The sequence below is a fragment of the Idiomarina sp. PL1-037 genome (genome assembly GCF_034422975.1).
Classification (GTDB): domain Bacteria; phylum Pseudomonadota; class Gammaproteobacteria; order Enterobacterales; family Alteromonadaceae; genus Idiomarina.
Genome location: NZ_CP139873.1, coordinates 2,649,752 through 2,671,687, shown reverse-complemented (window position 1 = coordinate 2,671,687; position 21,936 = coordinate 2,649,752). Strand labels below are relative to the sequence as shown.

The window sequence follows — 21,936 nt, the reverse complement described above, 5'->3', positions numbered from 1 at the left end:
TCACGGCGGCCAGTGGTTATTTGTTAGCAGTCTGGAATAAACCCAAAGCTGAACTTAAACCACTGAACTCGGAGATTTATCAGACGTTACAGCCTTTATTGAGTGATGCCCTAACCTTTCACTCATTACAACCCGGCCGGCTTATTGCCGGTGACTACCGAGTTGCCGCGCAGTTATCGGTGCAGGGCAGCGAGAAGCTGTTAATGGACGAGATGCTGCGCGTGAGTCATGGTTCCACACTGTTGCGTATGCTGGGTCAGGATTCACCTCAGCAAATTCCTCTGGATGAACGCCTGCTAATGGGTCCGTTCGAGCTGGACGGCAATAAAATTCTGGTGACTAAGCCCTTAGGCATTGAAGAGCAGGTTGATCGTGAACAACTGGAAGCTGAGTCGACTCGTGCGCGCATACTGACTTTGTTGGTCGGCAGTGGTTTACTTGCGGTCTTGCTGGGTATTTGGCTGATTCGCCCTATACGACGAATGATTTTAGCAATGCGTGAAGTGGCTGACGGCAGTGCGACACCGGAACTGAAACGCTTACCTAAACGCGGCGATGAAATTGGCGAACTGGCCAGGGCTTTATCGCAGGGCGCAATTGACTTGGCAACCTCACGCGATGCGCAACGGCGCTTACTCAGTGACGTATCACACGAGCTGCGCTCACCTATGGCTCGTATGCAGGTGGCTTTGGATTTAACCGAAACCGATGAACAAGATCCGAACTGGCAGCAGTTACGTCGAGACACTGAACGATTAAGTGTAATTATTGAACGTATTCTTTCACTGTCGAGACTGGAGAATGGGCTGGTTGATTTGAACCATGAAAGTCTGGATAGCGGTGAACTGGTGCAGCAGCTTATTAACGATATGTGCTATCAGCATCCCCAAGTACGGGAGCGCTTGCTGCGCGACGGTAGTAATTGGCCGGTTATTGATACCGACCCTGAATTGCTGCGGCTGGTTCTCGAAAATATTGTTCGTAACGCGCTGCACTACACCGAAGATAACGTTGAGCTTTCTTGTGACGATTACGGCAAAAGCTGTCATATACGTATTCGGGACCATGGCCCGGGAGTTGATGAGAGCACCATAAGTAAACTGTTTGTGCCTTTTTATCGCGGCGATCCGGCACGACATCATAAAGCCGGCGTTGGTCTTGGTTTAGCCCTGAGTCATCGCGCGGCGGCTGTTCTGGGTGGCGAATTAAAAGCTCATAATCACTCTGAAGGGGGGCTGGAAGTCGTGTTAGACTTACCCAAAAGTCAGCCTGAACAGAAAGAATGAAGCAACCGCCTACTACACAACAACGCCCTGCGGACGACACGCCTGAATGGCTTGAGTTTTTTAATACCCAAGTCGAAGTCTTTTGGGAACAACAAGTTACCTCTCAGTACTTTACTGCATTTGATGGTATCAAGTTACACTTTGCTTATTACCGACATAGTGATTCCGCCCCCTTAGTGGTTATTGCTCCGGGGCGAATTGAATCCGCCCTGAAGTATCAGGAACTGTTTTGGGAGCTGGCACAGCAAGGTTTTTCCGTTGCCGCACTGGATCATCGGGGGCAGGGTTTGTCGGGGCGCCTTACGGCGAACCCTCATCAGGGACATGTCGAAAACTTTAATGACTTTGTACGTGACTTCTCGGATTTTACTGACCAGTTAATGGCACAATTTGGCGATGTACCCAAAATGCTATTTTCCCATTCAATGGGTGGAACAATAGCGACCATTTACTGTGCCACTTACCAGCACCCTTATAAAAAATTGATACTTTCTGCTCCTATGTTTTCCATAGAAACAGGAATAGTTCCTTATTGGCTGGCGCGTTGGATAGTTTTTACAGGGGCCTGGCTAAACAAATGGCTGGCAAAGCCCTGGTACTTCCTCGGCATGGGAGATTATAAGCCGGTGCCGTTTGAGGATAACGTTCTGACGCACAGCCGACGGCGATATAAGGCTTTTCGGGATGCTTACGACAATGTTTCGGATGTTCAGCTAGGTGGGCCGACGTTTAACTGGCTGTATGAGGCCATTAGCGGCGCTATCAACGCCCAGAAACAGGCAAATGACATTACCATTCCGGTTATTCTGTTTCAGGCAGGGAGTGATAAAGTGGTTTCCGCTTCTGGACAAAAGAAAGTGGCCGCTGCGGTTACCCGAGACCACTTTCGGTTTGAGACCATTAAAGGTGCGTCGCACGAACTTATGATGGAAGCTGACAAGTTCCGTCAACCTGTGCTGGACGCTCTTATTGAAGAAACCCGAAAACTTGTTAACGCTTAAGTGAACCTTCCACCACGGCAACAATTTCAGGGTCCATATGGACAATAATATCGGCTCCCGGAAAAGCTTTCATCAGCTGTGCTTCAACATCATCGGCAATGGCGTGTGCTCGTAATAGAGACAATTCGTTGGCCAGTTCAATGTGCAACTGAATAAAACGTACTGGACCGGCCTCGCGCGTGCGTAAACCGTGAAAGCCTCTGACACCGTCGACTGCCATTGTGATATTACCAATCTGCTGTTGTAGCTCTTCTGACAACTCACGATCCATCAGTGCCTGAAATGCATCCCAGCCAATACGAACTGCACCAATAATGAGGTAAACCGCAATGCCGATAGCAAAAATACTGTCAGCCCAGAGCCAGCCATAGCTACTTAAAATTAACGCCACAATAACGGCTAAGTTCAGCAGTATGTCCGACTGATAGTGAAGGTTATCGGCCTGCACGGCCTGAGAGTTGGTCTGGCGAATAGCCATACGCTGAATAACAATTAAAACAAAGGTAATAACAATAGCAATGGCAGAAACCGCAATACCATAGCCCACTTTTGGCACACTGCCGCCCTGCATAAACTGTTGAACGCTGTGGAAAATAAGCAGCATGCTGGAACCGGAAATAAAGGCACTTTGCGCTAACGCCGCCAGGGACTCGGCTTTACCGTGACCAAAGCGGTGCTCTTCATCTGCTGGTTGCAAAGCGTAGCGAATCGCAAAAAAGCTGAATATAGAAGCGCCGCTGTCTAAAATTGAGTCGGTGAGAGATGCCAGCATACTGGCGGATTCGGTCTGGAACCAGGCAAAAAGCTTAATGGTAATTAAGGTTATGGCAACGATAACTGACGCTGTACTTGCCAGCCTTACCCAAAACGCATAATTCTGTTGGTAGTTTTTCTGATTTGCCACAGTACCGGTACACATTTATAAAAGATATTCTGCTATTCTACCGCTTTTACTCAAGTGATGAAAACGACCATGTTGCACCTTGTACTGTTTGAGCCTGAAATTCCCCCTAATACCGGCAACGTTATTCGTCTGGCGGCGAACACGGGCATGTCTTTGCATTTAATTGAACCTTTAGGGTTTGAACTGGATGAAAAGAAGGTACGCCGGGCGGGTCTTGATTATCACGACTTAGCGTCTGTGAATATTCATAAAGACTGGCAGAGCTTTTTGAATAATACCTCGTTTAGCCGCATTTTTGCGTGCACAACCAAAGGTAAGACAAATTACTCTGCAGTGGATTATGAGGCTGGCGATGTTTTGTTGTTTGGCCCCGAAACCCGCGGGCTGCCAATGGAGGTTCTGGAAACTTTTCCGCAAGAGAACTGGTTGCGGTTGCCAATGGCGGATACCAGCCGAAGCCTTAATCTCTCCAATTCAGTGGCAATTTTTGCTTATGAAGCCTGGCGCCAGAATGATTTTACAGGCGCTCGTTAATTTGGGGGTTAGCCTTTCTTTCAATTGTCTGTTCGAACAGTGTGTTATCAAACAGCTGACGAAGTGCACGGCCTCTGTTGTTATCGGAAAAGGCTACGAATAAAGGCTGCGGGTCCGACAGTTTCTTTTTCTTGTAAGGTTTTTCGGTCCAGTCAGGCAGGTTGTCTTTGTAGTCTATTACCGCACTGACTCTTTCCATATCCAGCAGTGCAAAGCAGTCCAGCGAATTCGATGCCCGGTAAAAGGGTTGGTCGGTATCCACTAAGGTTTGCATGAAGCGAGGACCGGATACACAAATAGGACCATCATTCGGCTCTTCAAGAGTGAAAAGAAAAATGCTGTCGTCGTAAGCAATATGATATTTAGACAGAATGATATTTTTTATTTTCTGATCAGGGCGAACACCGATTAACGCATCTGCACGGCCTTCCTGTAGTAATTGAATACTTCGCTGCCAACTGCTGACAACCGTATTGAGCCGGGAGGTAAAAGTCGGAAATACGGATTTAGCCAAACTCCATAATTTTCCCGTGCCGTCGGCATTCAGTAATCCCTGATGTAGAGCTCCTACAACGGTTAGTTGGTCAGGACGCTTTATGGGCTTTACAGGTGTTTCCAGGGTGACACCATACTGCTCGCGTAGCTCCTTCATCCGGCCGTTGGCGTGCATAGTTTGCAGGTGATAAGTCAGTTGAGGGATCAGTCTCGCATGACCCTCATTCAGGTAATGAAAACCAACCTCTGTCGATAACTTATGAGTAATTAAATGAGGGTTATCTTTCAGCTCTGAATTTTCAAATTGAAAATCCCCCATAAATGCCATTTGAATACGCCCCGAATCAAGTAGTTTTACCACTTGTTCAATATCAATAGGGGTGACAATAGACGGTTCGTAAGGCAGGTTGTCGACCAATTTGGTAATTGAGTCCATACCGTTAACATAGGCCAGACTTTCCATTTCTGACAATGGGCAGTAACCACAGTTGCGACGATCGGCTACTGCGATAATATCGAAAGTAAATAATGGAAAAGGCACCCGGCGCAGGTGTCGACGTTTGTCTTCCAGTAGCGCGGTTCTTCCGAGTTCCCCGGCTATGGTGCCTTCAGTGGCTAACTGCTCACCTCGTAAGCGGGGAAGTTCGATGTACTCGAGTTCGATACCGAGTTTTCCGTAAGCCTCTTCAAGCACCGCGGTTACATATTGCGTAAAGGGGCCTTCTTCGGGGGCACGGAAGGTCAGTTTCTGCTCTGAGAAGGCAAGGCTGGTCATCGGGAGCAGACCCGCGAGCAGTAACAGAAAGCAAAAACGTAACGGTGACTTCATAACAACGCGTGTGATCTTATTTCATAAAAGAGCGGTTAGTATAGCAGTGTTCAAAGGTGCGTCACGAGATCTGAAAATCATTTGTTTTCATAGTGTTATATTTATTAACAGTGGCTTTACTCTGTCGTATCGCATAAGTTAATTCTGTGAGAATTTTAGGTCTGTCTATAATAAATGCGTTAATCTATTGTCCTATATTTGACAGATAGGTCGCTAACGCTCTAGCGTTGCAGCCTGTTGATTTTGTTAGTTAAGCTATTCTAGCGGTGAGAGCCGTCGGTAACTAGGGGTTTTATTTATGGTTAAGTCGTTGTTTTCCTTGCTCTCTTTGGCGGCATTGTCATCAGCTTTTGCGGCGCCGTCAAATGCTGCCGATGATGATACGTACCGGCATTTATTGTTGGCTGGTGGTGGCCTGACGGCCTGTTCCAGTTTCGCGTCGGATAACTGTGATGACGTTGACTGGATAGATAAGGAAACGATGCGTACCGACAGATATTTAAACCTGTCGAAAAAGTTTCGTTCGAAGGCAACGGCAGAATCGGTTTGGCCTACTTACCGTGAAGAAACTCGCAAAAAAGTCGCTGACGCACTGGAATTAATTCACGAGCGTTTAAAAGAGGATATTGTTCCTGAACGCGTTTTTTTGCGTGAGTTTACCCGCAGGGCAACGCAGCAGCTTTATAACTCGTTGTCAGATGCAGAGTGGAATCGGATTATTGATTTAATTGAGCTACCGGTTCCGGATTCTGCACGCGAAGTCGTTAATTTGGATGAAAACCTCAAAGGTGAATCGAAAGCGATTTTTGAGCGCTTCGTTGAAATGGCTCGCTCTGTTGCCGAAGATGATCAAAAACCGACCATTTATTTCCTGACCTCTGCATCACGTAACCCTTATGATGCTATCGACTTTTACAGCAGTGTATTTGAGCAGTTGGGAGCTGAAGCAAAGTGGCTGCCTTTAGACTCGGCATTGGTGAAAGCTCAACGTGAAGGCCGCTGCGATGAGCTGGCAAAAATTCAGCAAAAGCAATTAGGTGCTTATGAACGTGATCGCGTGCACAGAGAACGTTATAAAGAACAGGTCGCATTTTGCAAAGACTCTGATACAGCTGCAGAAATGATAGCAGACGCCGATGGGCTATTTTTTAATGGCGGCGACCAGAACTTAACCCGTTCGACTTTTTTGAAAGCGAATAATCAGCCCGGCGATGTGCTGAAAACGATTATTGCCGCTGTTCAACAAAAAGAAGTGGTTGTTGGCGGAACCAGCGCAGGTACGGCGGTCATGACCTCTAAGCCAATGATCTCCAACGGTACAACTGCTCAGGCTATAAAAGAAGGCGCTATCGCCTCTGATCCACCCGCATTTGGGTGTGATCTAGACACTACTTGTCCGCCTAATGTTGGACCGGATAGCCTGACTTACCACCCATTAGGGGGGCTGAGCTTGTTCCATTACGCGACCTTAGATACACATTTTTCTGAGCGGGGCCGACAGGGTCGTTTAATGCGTTTAGCGGCTTCAAGCTCAACGCCCTTGTCTATTGGTATCGATGAAAACACTGCTATGGAAGTGAACCTTGAAACTGGCGGCTTTGATATTATTGGTGAGCGCGGTGCTTTCTTTGTGGAAGATGCACAAGGAACCGATAATGCCGTAGCTGCTACGTTTCATTATCTGGTTGCCGGAGCATCTGGTGTTATTTCACCTTATGGATTACAAACCGCCGAATTTGCAGAAGGTGATGATGTGGTTCAGGAAGAGCCTACTACGAACTTTCTCGGCGACCGTGGGTTAATCGATTCCATGCGTATTTTGTGTGGCGAGCGTAAGCAGGTTAGCGTGCTAAATAAAGACTTTCGCCTAATTGCACAGCGTGGGGAGTCCAGTCGGGTGCAGTCTTCAGGTGGTGAGTGTCAGATTGTAAACGGCAGCATTGGTATTGCCTGGCAACCACAGGAGCAGCTGTAACAGCTGGAGAATCGGGAAAACGAGTGCTGAGGTTACAAGGGGTCTTTTGGAGGACGCCCGTGAAGACATCCCTGTAGGGCTTGTGCAGCGCCATAAGACCCCTTGCAACCGTCAGGCGCACTCTTATTCTCCGATATTCCATTTCTTCAGGCGACGCCGAACTCGGCGCGATACGCTTCAACTTTGGGCAGATATTCGTTAAAGGCGTCGTCATCTTTTAAGAAATTGATCACATCATTTAAGCTTACAATGCTAACCACCTGAGCGCCAAAATCGCGCTCAACCTCCTGAATAGCCGACAGTTCGCCTTTGCCTTTTTCCTGACGGTCCAGAGCAATGAGCACGCCGGATAATTCGGCACCGTTAGCTTCGACAATCTCCATGGCTTCGCGAATAGCTGTGCCTGCGGTGATCACGTCATCCACCAGCATCACCTTGCCTTCCAGCGCAGAGCCCACCAGGTTACCGCCTTCGCCGTGGTCTTTCTTTTCTTTACGGTTAAAGCAATAAGGGGTGTCCTGCTGATGCTGGTCATACAAGGCGACGGCTGTGGCGGTGGCAATTGGAATGCCTTTGTAAGCAGGGCCAAAAAGCACATCAAAACTGATACCGGAGTCGACCAGCGCGGCGGCATAGAAGCGGCCTAAGCGGGCGAGGTCAGAACCTTTATTAAAAAGCCCTGCATTAAAAAAGTACGGACTGGTACGCCCGGACTTTAAGGTAAATTCACCAAACTTTAATACGCCACGCTCTATGGCAAACTCAATAAACTCTTTTTGATACGCTTTCATTGCCTGATTTTTCCTCGCCTGCTTTTATATTTAAGCTTACGCTAACGCTTGTTTCTGAATATCAATTAACTCGCGAATACTGTGACGCGCCATTTCGACTAAGCTGTTCATTTCGTCAAAACTGAAGGCTTCGCCTTCGGCTGTGCCCTGAATTTCGATAAACTTGCCGGCTTCTGTCATAACAATGTTCATGTCAGTATCGGCTTTTGAGTCTTCAATGTATTCCAGATCGCTGACCGGTTCGCCATCTAAAATACCGACTGAAATTGCTGCGACCATTTCTTTTAACGGGTTCACTTTGACCATACCTTGCGCACGCATCCAGTTCAGTGCGTCAACTAAGGCGACGCAAGCGCCGGTGATAGACGCGGTACGTGTGCCGCCGTCGGCCTGAATGACGTCACAGTCGATAGTAATGGTGTGCTCACCTAAGGCGCTCATGTCGATGCAGGTACGCAGTGAACGGCCAATTAGGCGCTGAATTTCTAAGGTACGACCGCCTTGCTTACCGCGGGAAGCTTCGCGGGCAGAACGGGTGTGGGTTGCTCGTGGTAACATGCTGTATTCAGCGGTAACCCAGCCCTGACCTTTACCTTTTAAAAAGCGCGGAACCCCTCTTTCTACCGAGGCATTACAAAGCACCTTGGTTTCGCCAAACTCGATTAAAACCGAGCCTTCTGCGTGTCTGGTAAAGTTACGGGTAATGGTTACCGGTCGAATTTGCTGTGCCGTACGGCCACTTGGACGCATGTCATCTCCTTACTGAGTGAATGTCGCAATGTATAAATTGAGCGCAATTGTAGCAGAATTGGACGATTAATGGATCGCGATTCGCGCAGCAACGTATTACACTAGACCGAGCAAAAGAATATGAGCGGGAGGCTGTATGTCGCGTTCAGATGATGAAGAATTTGAGTTGTTTCGTCAGGAAATGACTGACGTAACGCCCTTGGCGGGTGAAGAGGTCGCGGATATTAAGCAGGCTTTTGAACCAACGCTGGCGCAAAAAGAGCGTCGCCGCGCCGCTGAGGCGGAAGAGGCTGAAAACGAAAACTTTTTATCGACCGAGTATGTGGACTTAGTTGAGCCGGATGACGTTATTGAGTTTCATCGCGACGGCGTGCAGGCTGGAGTGTATAAACGGCTGAAGCAGGGGCGCTATACTATGGAAGCCAGCCTGAACTTGCACCACCATACATTGGCAGAGGCGCGCACGGCACTGTTTAATTTTGTGAAAGACTGTCATGCAGCCGGAGTTCGTACAGCGTTGATCATTCACGGCATGGGCAAGCACACAAAGCCTCATCCGGCACTGATAAAAAGTTACGTGAATAAGTGGCTGCGCGAGCTTGAGCCGGTACTGGCGTTTCATAGCGCACAGCGACCCCATGGAGGCCGCGGCGCAGCCTACATAATGATGAAAAAGAACGCCGAACAGAAACAAAAGAACCGTGAAAAGCACGCTAAGCGGTAACAGAAACGATTCGTTTTAAAGGAACCGACATGATTCAAAGTATGACCGGTTATGCTCGTTACGAGCAAAAAGCCGACTGGGGCACCGCAGTTTGGGAAATTCGTTCAGTTAACCAACGTTATCTGGAAACTTACTTCCGTTTACCGGAAACCTTCCGCTCTCTGGAAAATTCGCTACGTGAGCAGTTTCGTAAAAAGCTGCAGCGCGGCAAAGTTGAGTGCAAGCTGAGCCTGCAGGTAGACGAAGCCCAACAAAGCGCCTTGTCGATTAATGAAGACCTTGCCAAAAGTGTGATTGCGAGCGCCAAATGGGTGAGCCAGCACTCCGCTGCCGGGCAGTTAAACCCTATTGACGTTCTAAAATGGCCGGGCGTTGTTGCTGCTCAGGATCAGGACATGGACGAGCTGCAAAAAGACGTTTTGGCCGCACTGGAAAAGACCACCAACGACTTTATCGAAAACCGCAAAAGCGAAGGCGCAGCCATTGATAAAATGCTGCAGGAACGTTTAGACGGAGTGACCACCCAGGTGGCTTTTGTTCGTGAACGTATGCCAGAAGTGATGGCGTGGCAACGTGAGCGCTTACTAACTCGCTTTGAAGAAGCCAAGGTAGAGTTGGACCCACAACGCGTTGAGCAAGAAATGGTCATGCTGGCGCAGAAAACCGACGTAGCCGAAGAGCTCGATCGTTTAGACGCGCACGTGGAAGAAGCCCGCAAAATATTGAAAAAAGGTGGCCCTTGCGGACGTCGTCTGGACTTTATGATGCAAGAGTTCAACCGCGAAGCAAACACCCTGGCCTCTAAATCGATCAACTCTGACATTACCGCTGCTGCGGTGGAGCTTAAAGTTTTGATAGAGCAGATGAGAGAGCAGATCCAGAACATTGAATAGGGTCATGTTAAGTTTTGTTAAGTGTGCTAAGTTTGGATAAGGTCGCGTGGTTGCGGCCTTTTTCGTATCTAACGGTAATGCAATGTTCGTGATTGTCCGCTATATTATGGTGACAAGGGTGGTGACAAAGTGTTTATGGGGTCTCCATCGCTAGGTTTTGTCACCACATGGAGATAGTCATGAACAGTAGTCAGATCAAAGCACTTGTTAGAGCCGGAGAGGACGTTCGAAAAAGTGTTGGTGACGGGCTTTATTTCAGAGTTGAACAAGGTACTGCTTCATGGTTTGTGCGATATACCTACGCAGGAAGGCGTAAGACCATCACTTTGCCGGAAGGATATCCGATCTGCTCGTTGGCTGACGCCAAGATCCAAGCTGCTGCAATTCGCTCAAAAGTTAAGAATGGGATTGACCCTCAGCTTGAGCGCCGTCGCGAATCTGGTGGGCTTATTCACACGGTGGATGATTTGTTTAATGATTGGTTCCAGCGGTCAGTCAAAAGTCAGGTTAAACATCCTGGTAATGATGAGCGAGTTTATCGAAATCACATAAAAAGTCGCCTGGGTAAATATTCAATAAGAGATATCACTCCGATAGATATCCGTACTGCGCTCGATGAACTTAGGAAAATCGGCAATAAAACTACTGCGTCTCGTGCATTGAGCATTTTAAAGCGCATGTTTAACCACGGAATTAAACTTAATTTAGTCACCAGTAATCCAGCGATTCACTTCACTGGCGTTGATGTTGGTCAAAATTACGAGCCGCGAAAACGGTTTTTATCGTTAGATGAAATTCGCTCTGCATTCACCGTTTTCCGTGATAATCAAGATATTTTCACTCGCGATAATTATCTTGCCTTTTTATTGCTTATCCACCTTGGTTGTCGGAAGACTGAAATTACCTCCTCACGATGGGAGCAAATTGATCTAGAGAACCAAACTTGGTTCTTTCCCGAAAACAAAACAAGCAAACCAATCACGGTGCCCATTCCTGACCAACTAATGCCTGTAATTGAAGAGTTAAGGGTACGTTGCGCCGGGTCTCAGTGTGTTTTCCCAGCTCGGCGCAGAAGTAAGAGGCGAGAATATATTTCTGACGATACACTTAATCACGCTTTAGCTAAACTTTTTGGCCAAAAAGTTGATAGTAAGAAGCAACCTTATCCAAATGTGCTCGGAAGCGCTGGAGTTGATTATTTCACCGTTCAAGATCTTCGTAGGACATATCGGACGCTACTTGCACAATTAAAAATACCAGACAATATTGCTGAGCGATGCTTGAACCATGAGTTGCGAGGAGTTCTCAAAGTATACAATCAACATGATTACCTAGAAGAGCGTAGAGAAGCAAATACCAAGGTGGCAGAGCTTTTAGAACCTTTGCTACATGGAGGTGGTAATGAGTAAACGTGATGAGTTTATTAAAGGGCCCAATGCTCTCAGATTGGCGCAAATAGAGCAAAGTTTGCAGCAGATTAAAGATGCTGGGTTTGAGCGCGAGGCTGAATTGCTAAAGAGCGAGATTGAAATGCTACGGCAGAAAGCTGGCACTGTTTATGACTCGGTTGAACCAGTTTTCTCGGATAATGTGAAACGAAAAAATCAGCCAAGAAATGCGGCTATGGAACGGCATCGTTCGCTAGATGAATATAAAAAACAACTAAGAAAATGGGCAAAGGATAAATATGAACAGGATAAGCAATGGCGGCTCCGTAACGAGAAGTTTGTGCGCCTGAAGAAAAATGGAAACAATAGTGCTGATGGATGGCTTCTAGAGCTTTACCTGGAAGATAGGAAGTTTGAACGCGAATCAAATGGTGAGCCTAAGGATGAGAAGGAAGGCAACCTTCACGGAAGTCCTGAACCCCCTGCGAACCGAAACTTCAAAGCGAGTAAAAACTTCTTTTACGACGCCATCAGAAAAAATTCATAAAAGGTGCGCGCAACCCCACGGTGACCATTGAAGTTGCGCGCATGTCACCGATTCCCGTCGGATAAGTTGCCCCTGACATTCACAACCAGTTAGAGGCAAAGAGATGAAAATACAAACCACAACCTTCATACCTGTACAAAGAAAACCTAAAGACCGTTTAGTCCGTGAACGCGAGTGCAGAGCGATTACTGGGTTAGCACGTCAGCGACGTTGGGAGCTTGAAAAACAAGGCAAGTTTCCTAAACGTGTCCATCTCGGTACGCGCTCCGTAGCATGGCGCTTGAGCGATCTCGAAAAGTGGATTGATCAAGTGTCCGAAAACGGACTGATTTGATCGTCCGATGGCACTATCGGACTGTTACGGGCATCAACCCAATTTTTTTATCATTCAATTATTAGACCTAACGCAATAGCTGTGGCTCATGGAGGAGCATAGTGCACGGGCAATCGACTAGGTAATTAATAATATCTATGGGTGTATTATGGCTCAAAATAATAAGGAAACTTGGTTTCATCACAGAGGTGTCGACTGGCAAGTCAATGCGCGTGGGAGTAGTTTAGATCCTCAAATCCTACGTAAAGTCATTGATGTACCACTATGGATGCTATCCCATCATCGAAAAGTATTTCTTTTCCGGTTTGACCTATCCTGTAATACATCGCAACCGAATAATAAGCAATTGAGTCTTTTTCTGTGTCGGATAAAAACTAAAATCTGTCGAGAGCATTACTCTAGAAGAATAGCCATATGCTGGGCTCGTGAAATTCACTCTGCTGAAACCCCGCATTACCATTTAGTGATTGCACTAGACGGCAGCAGGGTTAACTCATCTTACCGTTTGACTGAATGGATTAAACATTATTGGCAACATTATGGACGATACACAGCTATAAAATACTACAATCTAGACAGGTCTGGCGTTGAAGAACTATTCCAGGTGGTGTGGCATCTAAGTTATCTAGCGAAACTTAGAGGAAAGGAAGTCAAATTGAGCAATGTGCGAAGGTTTAGCATCTCATTGACCGAGTTACACTGAACCTAACTGCGGCGATTCGGCCTAATTCCTAAATTTCTGACAAGTTTTAGTTGAACAAAAGGATTTGAAATGAAAGGTATCTCACACGAGAAGCAATTCAGAGTGCAAGCTGGCGACATTGTAACGCTCTCAGACTTAACAAAGTGGAAAGTTGAAGGTTTTAGCTTTCAGAACGAGATTAGAGTGCGAGTAAAGCGCAATAGTGTGATTCGGTACATGGCTGTTCACAAAGTGCGTGACTCTAACGGAATTGCATTAATACCGGGAACGCATTACTTGGTGGTAGTTGGGGATAGTGAGGCGAAATTCGCTTTAAGATTGCAGAATTTTGGACCGTATAAAACATCACACATAAGAATACAAGGGCGAGATAAGACTAGAAAGATTGGTGGTAAGGTCGTATCTCAAATCGACTACAAGAAATTTTGCGGTTCACAGAAAGCGTTTGATGAAGTCCCAGAAACGGTAGTTATAAAAGTTGGTAGTCAAGTAAAGATGCGTTCCGATTTCGCCGCAAGCCACTATTACGGAACAATAGAGATGGCGGGTCAAACAGGAGTGGTAGAGTCCACAGCTAAACCGACTCGGCCCTTAGATTGGGCTTCCACAATTCCGGTAAACTTCAATGGGGTTCGTAAACAATATCGTATTCACAGGTTTATTAACACAGCAGGACATATGATGCAGTACGGTTGGCGATATAGAATCGAGCGAACAGACGATATTTTCACCGCCACTCCAATTCGGCGAATCGATCCTGATCGAGTTGAATGGAATGATCCTGATCCGTAGCCATTGATTTATACCAAGACGTCGAGCGCATTGTCACCGTTCACCGTAAAGCACTTGACAACGAAAAGTTTAGAAACCATCTTAAGAGTACAGTCGCTCGACTAATGACCTAGATTGTGGTAACTTCGGGCGCCCGTTTTGACGGGGTAGGTAAGGGAGAAGAAACATGTTTGACGCATTAATTTTTTTTGTAGTTGGCTGTCTCGCAGTGTATGTGGGCTTCCAAGTAGCGCTATATAAGAAATCTCGGGCTATGAAGCGCCGAGAGGTTGAACTGCGCGAAAATGGCGTCACCCCGTCTGGTTCTGGTTTATGTCATGGAATCGTCATTGATAAAACTAACAAGCGGCGTGTAGTGCATGATGAAAAGCCCAGCGACTCGTGGTTTAAACGCTTAGCATAAAGTTTGCTTGCTGGCACCTAATTATTACAATAAGATCCCGTCAACTAGACGGGATTTTTTATGCATAAACATAAATATATAGGATGGATTCCTTGCGTAAACGGTAACCTTGATTTCGGGCTAATGAAGGTCGGTATTAAAGGTGGATTTACAGACAAGAAAATCAGTGATGAGCGAATTATTGAGCTAAATCATTCTGCATCGGGAGTGTCGAGCAAGCACGACAGACTAATCGTTCTTCAATCAAGAGTTAATTGGCGAGACACTGATGAGCATGAAGAATCATTAGGAGCTTTTCGAGTCTTTGTTACAGCGAAAGTCTCGGTCTCCGATCATATGGACTGTAGAAGTTTAAGCGGTAATATTCTGCTATATCCGAAGGAAGCTGAACCAGCGGATAAAAACAAAGTTCATGACGTTTCGGTCCATCAAATTTCTCATGAGCTAACTAAAAGTAATATTAGTTCAGAGTTTGATAAGCTTGATAGCCAAATCAATGACCCTCCCTCTATTACAGGTCTTCACAGTGACTGTTTTAAAGCTTCGTTTAAGTTCAATGTAACGCCTACTGGCTTGATTAGAATTGAGCAAAACGAAGGTGGTGATGAACTCGATGATGAGAGTTTGTACCTGTTAGCCCGACAGGCATTTTATTATTTAAAGTATTCAATCCATAGTCATCGGCACCACGTTGATGAACAAGATTCTTTGACCACTATCACGCCTGAAACATCAGGGTGTGGTCTTCGATTACTTGGTCAACTTAAGCGTGAACTAACCTCACTTAGCAGAACCCAAAGAATTGATAACAGGCTGCACGAGTCTAACAATGCTAAAGGTATAATCGGCTACGCTAAGTCATTAGTAATTGCGTTGTATAGAGAAAACCTGATAGATGAGTCGGAGCGCGATAGAGAGCAAAAATATTTAGAAAATGTAGAAACTTCCTTTGAATCTCAAGAATATACAATTACGAGAGCTGAACAAAAAGTTGAAACTATAAAAGCAAAATCAAAAGTATGGTTGGGGTTTGCACTCATTTCCATTTGGGGATTTACAAATTTTAATTTTCAAAGGTCTCCTAAAGTGGAATTGGCTGGCAACTTATCATGGTTTTGGCCTCTTCTGATTGTTATTTTTGCCTTCATTCTTTATCTAGCCACTAAAGAGTACTATTCGAGAGTGTCTAACGCCCAGTTTTTAGTAAAGCTCTATGAAATAAGGGGATTTAGAATTTTTATCAAAATTTCGCTTGCTCTATTTGGAATGATCGCATTGATAGGGGCTTGGTGGACTAGTTGAAAATTGAGATGAGCTTTTAGCAAACAACACTGCCGATTAGTAATCAATTAACAAAATTAAATTGAGTAGCTTGAAAAGCAAACAGAATTTTATCTCTCCTACAGCAACGTATAGGAAGTAATTTAATACCTGGCTGAATAGACACTGTGTCCACCACCGTAGTAGCTGGTCATCAGGTGGTGGAAGGCAGCCTCGCACTTCTCGTTGTAGACCGTCTCATCGAAGCTCTTCGGCAGCCCTTGGTCAAATACGATCTCCAGGGTACGGCGGACATCGCCCTTGGCCTGGGCCTTCTTCCGCCAGTCCAGCACCAGCTTCTCCTTCTTGAGGGTCTCCAGCAGCTCCCGACACATAGCCTTCACCTGGGCCATCTCCTTGTCGGTCATCTCCGGTGCTGGCTTGGTGATGATGTCGAACAGCGCCAGCTCCTCCTCGGTCAGTCCCTCACGGATTGCCCGCTGGTCTTCTTCCTGCAGCTCCTCGGTGAACTTCATCAGCTGCTGGAAGAAAGCCTCGATGTTCAAGCTGCCCGAGTTGTACCTCTCGATCAGCTTCTGCAGTTTCTCCATAAAGTCGGTACGGCTGGGGTTCTTGGCGACCATGCTCTCCAGCTTCTGGTTCAGCAGCGCCCGCAGCTTCTCTGCCTCGGTGCGCTTCTTGCCCTTATTGAACCGCTCCTTGAGCTTCTCAAAGTCGATCTGACTGAGATCGAAGAGCTTCTCCTCATCAGTATCCTCGATAACGTAGGGCACCGGAGCGACCGACTGATCCAGCAGGTCGTCCACGTCCTTCATCACCTGGGAGATGTCCACTTCGGGCTCCAGCGCCTTAATCTTCTGGGCCAGCACGGACAGCAGCACCGCATCGGGGGCCAGATCATTGGCTGAAGGATCCGGGAGGATGGCTCGGTAGACTCGGGAGGTGGCCCTGGCGAGGTTCAGGAAAGCCTTTTTGGTCTCCTCGCTATCCAGTAGCTTCTCGCGGGCATCGTCCAGCAAGGCAACCTTATCGAAGCCTCCAGCCGTTTTGATCGCCTCGGGGTCAATCTGCTTTTCGGTCAGGAAGGTAATCCCCTTGGCGAGCAGGTGCTTGAGGTACTCAACCAGCTCGGCCTTCTGGTGGATCGGTGTATCACCGTCTTGCGGTGGCTCATCTCCGTATCCTGGCCTCGGCTCAGCTACCTTTGATGAAGCCCCACCATAGATGGCCAGCGCCTCCTGCAGCTTCCTGAAGACACCCGCGTAGTCCACGATCAGGCCCGCTTCCTTGCCGGGGTACTTGCGGTTGGCCCTGGCGATGGTCTGCATCAGGGTGTGGTTTTTCATCGGCTTATCGAGGTAGATAGTCGAGCAGGACGGCACATCGAAGCCGGTGATCCACATGGCACAGACGAACACCAACCGCAGCGGTCCATCAGGATCCTTGAACTGCTCATCGAGGTCTTCCTCCACCATGCGCTTGCGGTGAGGCAGAATGTCGAGCCCCTTGTCCGCCAGCTCCTTCACCTCGTTCTGCCCCTGGGAGACCACCACGGCCATATCGGTCGTCTCCAGCACCTTGATTTTGTGCTTGAGAGCATCCCGCTGCTCCTTGGGAGCCGATGCCAGATCAGCCTGAAGTCGGGCCAGGTAGTCTTTCCAATGGGTCTGAACCTTGTCGTACATCTTCACGGCAGTGGCCTTGTCGATGCAGACCATCATCGCTTTGCCCTGGTGGCCTCTACCAACAAAGTGCTGCACCAAATCCTCGGCGATGGCTTCCAGGCGGTCATCGCGTGTGATCAGGTGGTATTCACGGGCGAACACTCGCTCGACCTTCTTCTCCTGATCCTCGTCCAGTTCGGCATCTTCCAGCAGCCGAGTCAGATCGTCGTTGAGGTTCTCGTTGATCAGTTGCAGTTCAGGGATTCGATTCTCGTAATAGAGGGGCACCGTGGCCCCATCAGCAATGGACTGTCCGAAGTCGTAGACCGAGATGTAGTCGCCGAATACCTCCTTGGTCTTCTCCTCACCGGCCATGAGCGGAGTCCCGGTAAAACCCAGGAAGGCAGCATGGGGGAGCGCCGTCCGCATGTTCATTGCCAGAGTGTCATACTGTGAGCGGTGGGCCTCATCGGTGATGACGATGATGTCCCGCCGGTCGGATAGCTTGGGGTAGGTCTCACCCTGCTTGGTGCCGAACTTCTGGATCAGAGTGAAGACGTACCGGTGATCCTCGCTGAGAAGCTGCTTGAGATGGCCGCCGCTCTCGGCGTGGGATTCTACCTCGTTGACCGCCCCTGTGGCGGCGAAGGTCTTGTAGATCTGCTCGTCCAGCTCATTGCGGTCAGTGACGATCACGAAGGTCCAGTTGCCGGGGATGGTGCGGTGGATCTTCTGAGTGAAGAAGACCATCGAGAGCGACTTGCCCGAGCCCTGGGTATGCCAGAAGACCCCCAGCCGACCAGCCTCACCGGCAGGACGGCTCTTACTCCGTTGCAGCTCGGCGATGGCCTTGTTCACCCCAAGGTACTGATGGTTCTTGGCGATCTTCTTGATGGTGCCGCCCTGGGCTTCCTCGAACACCGTGAAGTTCTCCACGATGTCCAACAGCCGCGCCGGCTCGGCAATACCCCGGATGGCGGTCTCCAAGGACACTACGCCCTTCTCGCCCTCGTCGTTGATCCGCTTCCACTCGAAGAGATGTTCCCAAGGGGAGAAGGTGCCGCCTACCACGGTCTCGGAGCCGTTGGAAAGCATCACCACGGCGTTATAAGTGAACAGCTGAGGGATCACCGAGCGGTAGTCGGTCAAGTTGCCGTCATAGGCGGATTTGAGGGTTTTATGGCTGGTCTTCAGTTCCACGAACAGAAGCGGCAAGCCGTTGACGAAGCCGACCAGATCAGTGCGCCGGGTGTGCAGCTCGCCCCGTACCCAGAACTGCGAGGCCAGCAGGAAGTCGTTCTTCTCGGGCTCGCTCCAGTCGATCACCCGTACCGTCTCGATAGCGGTGCCGCCATCCTCCTCGGAGACCTCGACCTTCACGCCGTCCTTGAGCAGCCGGTAGATCTCCCGGTTGGCATTCACCGGGAGTAGCTTGGAGCGGTCGCGTGTCAGCTCCTCGATGGCCTTCTCCAGCGCATCGGCGGACAACTCAGGGTTGAGTTTCTCCAGCGCCAGCCGCAGCCGAGGCACCAGCACCACATCCTGCTGGATCTGCCGTCCCTCACTTGATACCGTCCCTGACCACTCTCCGTAAAGATTGGCGGTGTTCCAGCCCAGGTCAGCGAACAGCTTGATGGCGGGCTGCTCGACCAGGGAGTCCTCAGAGTAGGCATAAGCGGGGGATGGCGGCGGCGTCATGCGGTTTCGACCTCCTTGTCGTCGGGTATGGGAATATCGGATACGTCGACCTCACCGGAGACCAGCTTGGGCAGGAGCAGGTCGCGTTGGGCGCGGAGGTTAGTGTTTTTCACACCATACTTAATACAGGCGCGTCGCATCGGTTCAACCAGCTCACCGAATTTCTTTTGTAATTCAGCTGGTGGAGCAATGACAGGTGTCTCCCCAACCCGAACTCGAGAAAGCTCGGTTTGGCCAGTTGCCCCTACGCCCAAGCTTTCAAAGTATGGTTGCAATATTTGAAGGCCTATTCCGAAAAAATCAAAGTCAATTTCTGGCAACGGTCTAACGATGGTAACGTGACTATCAACCGTTGCATTTTCTAGCTGCTCATACACCTGGGCCACTCTCCCAAGCGTCCCCACGCCTGTTGAGTTGATTAGCACATCCCCAAATCTCACATACTTGGCTTCAGGAACTTTCTTAACCTGCTCGCGAGAAAGGGCCATGTTCAGCCGATTGTCACGAATGCACTTCTGGTTTATCACCTTAAAGTCCGATTGGGCATACTTGGGCGAAATGCCCCGACTGATGTATTCGGAAACCTCGTTGAGCTGAACAACCTCCCACCCCTCAGGAATCAACCCAAGTTCACTCTCCTTGAACCTCACCTCCTCATGCCCAGGGAAGCGGAAGTGGACGAACCACTCCTCGTACAGCCGCCGGGCCATCTCTTCAAGGATCTCGATGCGGCGCGTGTTGTTCTCGATGAGGTCGTCATAGGCAGAGAGGATGGAGGCAATGCGCTGCTGTTTGTCCAGTGAAGGTAAAACCAGAGGGAGAGACTCAACTTGACTAGGGCTAACGTTAGCTTGGCTGGCCGCTCCACTGGCCATAGATGCAATTGCTCCTTGAGCGGCAGCAGCGGTCAGGTACCGGTACAAAAAGCCAGGATCACATCTATCCTTTCTCTTCAAGATGACTTTCCCGGCTCTCTGATTGAGCAGACATTTATTCAACCCCTGTGGTGCTTGTGCGACTCTGCCAACTACTGACTTTGGCTGAGTCACATGAGAGCCTGTGAGTGATATCAGAATATCGCCGGGGTTTACGCGGTACTTTTCATTAAGTTTTTCGAAGTTCTCTTCATCAACTTTTTGTGTATCCGAGAAATCCAAATAGCCCGACCTGATGTTGGCGATTTTTATTACTGGTACGCCTTGGTCGCCAAATACTGAACTCTTGAACGCATACCCTGATATAACTGACGCCACATCACCTAAGCGCAGAGTCACCTCGCTTTTCATATGGATTTCTCCAAAAGTAACGCGACGTTTTGGGAGATTGTATTTTGTAGCTCGGCAGATTCAAGACTTAACACTTCAAGCTCCTCGGCCAGCGCCTCCAACCTCTCAGTGAAGTCCACGTCCTCGGCTTCTTTTACCGCTGCCCCGACATATCGACCTGGGTTCAGCGACCAGCCCTGCGCCTCGATTTCATCACGAGTCGCTAACTTGCAGAGCCCAGGCACATCGGCATAGCCCTCGGCCAGCCCCTTCTCGGCCAGCAGCGTCTCACTACCCTGATCCAGCTCGATTGCTTCGCCACGGTAAAGGCGAACAATGTTGGCTAGGAACTCGATCTGCTCCGGCAGCCAGTCGCGGTGCGCCCGGTCGATCTGGTTATACATATGGCGGGCATCAATAAACAGTACCTTATCTCCACGATCGGTCTTGCTCTTGGCGCGGTCAAAGAACCATAGGGTGCAGGGAAGCGTGACTGTGTAGAAAAAGTTCGATCCCACCGAGACGATCACATCCACGGCAGCCGACTCGATCAGCTTCTGGCGAATCACCTGCTCGCTGCCTCGGGCATCACCTGCCGAGTTGGCCATAACGAAGCCAGCTCGTCCGGTCGGCTTGAGGGAGGCATAGAAGAGCTGAATCCAGAGGTAGTTGGCGTTGTCGGTCTTCGGGACACCGAAGGAGAACCGGGGGTCGCCATCTAGACGCTCCTTGTCCACTCCCGAGACGTTGAACGGGGGATTGGCCATCACGAAGTCAAAGAAGCCGTCACCGTTCTTGTAGACCGCCCCGTGAGGATCCTCGTAGTAGGTGTTGGACACCCGTACATCGCCGGAGAGGCCATGAACCGCGAGGTTCATCTTATTGAGGTTGACGGTGGTCTGATCCTTCTCCGTGCCAAAGATCGAGATTTCGTCCATCGCGGTCTTATGGTGACGCTCCACGAAGTCTGCCGAGTGGACGAACATGCCGCCTGACCCACAGGCCGGGTCGAAGATGCGCCCGTGATAGGGCTCTATGATTTCCACAATCAGTTTAACAATCGACTCCGGAGTGTAGAAAACACCGCCCTTCTGGCCTTCCTTCAGGGCGAAGTTGCCGAGGAAATATTCGTATACCTTGCCAAAAGCGTCCCCTGATAGATCCACCGGAGCAAGTTGCTTGAGTAGCTCCTGTAGCACCCAGTTTTCCAGATGAGTATAGGTTCGCGGTAGGGCTCCTTTAAGGTCGGTGTTCTCGTCCTCAATGGCCTTCATAGCATCGTTGATAGCCTTACCGATATTGTCTCCGTCAGTAAGCGTAAGGAGGTGCGAGAAGCGAGCTGTTTCAGGCAGGAAGATTACCCCCTCGGCTAGATAGTCATCTTTACTTACCTTGCGGCGTCCTCCGGATCCAACCGGACCGAGCTTTTCCTCGGCTAAAGAATACTTTTTATCTGCGTACTTTAGGAATATAAGCCCGAGTACGGGAGTCGAAAACTCAGCCGGTTTAAGACCGGTATTCGCCCATAACTGATCAGCTGCTGCCCATAAGCGTTTTGCTGCATTTCCTTTAACCACTTAGTACCCCTAAATAAATGCTGATTATTGATAAGCTTTCAACTTTCCAATCTATGGTTATATCAAAAAGTAATTTTTTAATAATTCTAACTATATTCTAAC

General features: G+C 48.8%; 20 protein-coding genes. 13 read left to right on the top strand and 7 right to left on the bottom strand.

Going from position 1 to position 21,936, the window contains the following annotated elements; all coding sequences use genetic code 11:
- Positions 1-20: 20 nt before the first annotated feature.
- Together U0358_RS12565 and U0358_RS12560 are read left to right on the top strand one after the other, a co-directional pair.
- Positions 21-1,286 carry a sensor histidine kinase gene (locus U0358_RS12565; RefSeq protein ID WP_322406491.1) on the top strand — a complete coding sequence of 422 codons (1,266 nt, stop codon included), beginning with the start codon at positions 21-23 and terminating at the stop codon, positions 1,284-1,286.
- Positions 1,283-2,287, top strand: a complete 1,005-nt coding sequence (locus U0358_RS12560) for an alpha/beta hydrolase (protein ID WP_322406490.1) — start codon at positions 1,283-1,285, stop codon at positions 2,285-2,287. The genes U0358_RS12565 and U0358_RS12560 overlap by 4 nt, the downstream gene beginning before the upstream one ends.
- Here U0358_RS12560 and U0358_RS12555 read toward each other — a convergent pair.
- Positions 2,277-3,206: a cation efflux pump FieF gene (locus U0358_RS12555; RefSeq protein WP_322406489.1), complete on the bottom strand. Its 930-nt coding sequence runs from the start codon at positions 3,204-3,206 to the stop codon at positions 2,277-2,279. The two genes, U0358_RS12560 and U0358_RS12555, sit on opposite strands and share 11 nt — an antisense overlap.
- Positions 3,207-3,260: 54 nt before the next feature.
- Here U0358_RS12555 and trmL point away from each other — a divergent pair, with 54 nt between their 5' ends.
- Entirely contained in the window at positions 3,261-3,725 is a 465-nt protein-coding gene (trmL, locus tag U0358_RS12550; RefSeq protein ID WP_322406488.1) for a tRNA (uridine(34)/cytosine(34)/5-carboxymethylaminomethyluridine(34)-2'-O)-methyltransferase TrmL, read from the top strand.
- Here trmL and U0358_RS12545 read toward each other — a convergent pair.
- Entirely contained in the window at positions 3,709-5,049 is a 1,341-nt protein-coding gene (locus U0358_RS12545; RefSeq protein ID WP_322406487.1) for a transporter substrate-binding domain-containing protein, read from the bottom strand. The genes trmL and U0358_RS12545 overlap by 17 nt on opposite strands.
- Positions 5,050-5,347: 298 nt before the next feature.
- Here U0358_RS12545 and U0358_RS12540 point away from each other — a divergent pair, with 298 nt between their 5' ends.
- Complete coding sequence (locus tag U0358_RS12540; RefSeq protein ID WP_322406486.1) at positions 5,348-7,024, top strand: cyanophycinase; 1,677 nt, start codon at positions 5,348-5,350, stop codon at positions 7,022-7,024.
- Positions 7,025-7,170: 146 nt separating this feature from the next.
- Here the strand turns inward: U0358_RS12540 and pyrE are convergent, their stop codons facing one another.
- Both pyrE and rph read right to left on the bottom strand, forming a co-directional pair.
- The gene (gene pyrE / locus U0358_RS12535) at positions 7,171-7,815 is read right to left on the bottom strand and encodes an orotate phosphoribosyltransferase (protein WP_322406485.1); all 645 of its coding nucleotides are present in this window, start codon (positions 7,813-7,815) and stop codon (positions 7,171-7,173) included.
- Between the two features lie 36 nt (positions 7,816-7,851).
- Positions 7,852-8,565 (bottom strand): ribonuclease PH, encoded by a 714-nt coding sequence (rph, locus tag U0358_RS12530; RefSeq protein ID WP_317497669.1) that lies wholly within the window; start codon positions 8,563-8,565, stop codon positions 7,852-7,854.
- A gap of 136 nt (positions 8,566-8,701) precedes the next feature.
- Here rph and smrA point away from each other — a divergent pair, with 136 nt between their 5' ends.
- The 9 genes from smrA (at position 8,702) to U0358_RS12490 (ending at position 15,651) form a co-directional block, all read left to right on the top strand.
- On the top strand, positions 8,702-9,289 hold the full coding sequence (gene smrA / locus U0358_RS12525) for a DNA endonuclease SmrA (RefSeq protein ID WP_322406484.1): 588 nt from the start codon (positions 8,702-8,704) through the stop codon (positions 9,287-9,289).
- Between the two features lie 29 nt (positions 9,290-9,318).
- Positions 9,319-10,182, top strand: coding sequence for a YicC/YloC family endoribonuclease (locus U0358_RS12520; RefSeq protein WP_322406483.1), 864 nt, complete (start codon positions 9,319-9,321; stop codon positions 10,180-10,182).
- A 179-nt stretch (positions 10,183-10,361) separates the two neighbouring features.
- Positions 10,362-11,591: a tyrosine-type recombinase/integrase gene (locus U0358_RS12515; protein ID WP_322406482.1), complete on the top strand. Its 1,230-nt coding sequence runs from the start codon at positions 10,362-10,364 to the stop codon at positions 11,589-11,591.
- The gene (locus U0358_RS12510; RefSeq protein WP_322406481.1) at positions 11,584-12,117 is read left to right on the top strand and encodes a hypothetical protein; all 534 of its coding nucleotides are present in this window, start codon (positions 11,584-11,586) and stop codon (positions 12,115-12,117) included. Before U0358_RS12515 ends, U0358_RS12510 begins: the two co-directional genes overlap by 8 nt.
- Positions 12,118-12,220: 103 nt before the next feature.
- Positions 12,221-12,451 (top strand): helix-turn-helix transcriptional regulator, encoded by a 231-nt coding sequence (locus U0358_RS12505; protein WP_322406480.1) that lies wholly within the window; start codon positions 12,221-12,223, stop codon positions 12,449-12,451.
- Between the two features lie 148 nt (positions 12,452-12,599).
- Positions 12,600-13,154, top strand: coding sequence for a rolling circle replication-associated protein (locus U0358_RS13210; RefSeq protein ID WP_416182988.1), 555 nt, complete (start codon positions 12,600-12,602; stop codon positions 13,152-13,154).
- Between the two features lie 69 nt (positions 13,155-13,223).
- Entirely contained in the window at positions 13,224-13,946 is a 723-nt protein-coding gene (locus U0358_RS12500) for a hypothetical protein (protein ID WP_322406479.1), read from the top strand.
- Between the two features lie 166 nt (positions 13,947-14,112).
- Positions 14,113-14,349: a hypothetical protein gene (locus U0358_RS12495; protein ID WP_322406478.1), complete on the top strand. Its 237-nt coding sequence runs from the start codon at positions 14,113-14,115 to the stop codon at positions 14,347-14,349.
- Between the two features lie 60 nt (positions 14,350-14,409).
- Entirely contained in the window at positions 14,410-15,651 is a 1,242-nt protein-coding gene (locus tag U0358_RS12490) for a hypothetical protein (RefSeq protein ID WP_322406477.1), read from the top strand.
- 122 nt (positions 15,652-15,773) lie between these two features.
- Here the strand turns inward: U0358_RS12490 and U0358_RS12485 are convergent, their stop codons facing one another.
- Genes U0358_RS12485 through U0358_RS12475 form a run of 3 tightly spaced genes read right to left on the bottom strand, consistent with a single transcriptional unit; the run spans position 15,774 to position 21,834 of the window.
- Entirely contained in the window at positions 15,774-18,992 is a 3,219-nt protein-coding gene (locus tag U0358_RS12485) for a type I restriction endonuclease subunit R (RefSeq protein ID WP_322406476.1), read from the bottom strand.
- Positions 18,989-20,278 (bottom strand): restriction endonuclease subunit S, encoded by a 1,290-nt coding sequence (locus U0358_RS12480; RefSeq protein ID WP_322406475.1) that lies wholly within the window; start codon positions 20,276-20,278, stop codon positions 18,989-18,991. Before U0358_RS12480 ends, U0358_RS12485 begins: the two co-directional genes overlap by 4 nt.
- On the bottom strand, positions 20,275-21,834 hold the full coding sequence (locus tag U0358_RS12475; protein WP_322406474.1) for a type I restriction-modification system subunit M: 1,560 nt from the start codon (positions 21,832-21,834) through the stop codon (positions 20,275-20,277). The genes U0358_RS12480 and U0358_RS12475 overlap by 4 nt, the downstream gene beginning before the upstream one ends.
- Positions 21,835-21,936: the final 102 nt, after the last annotated feature.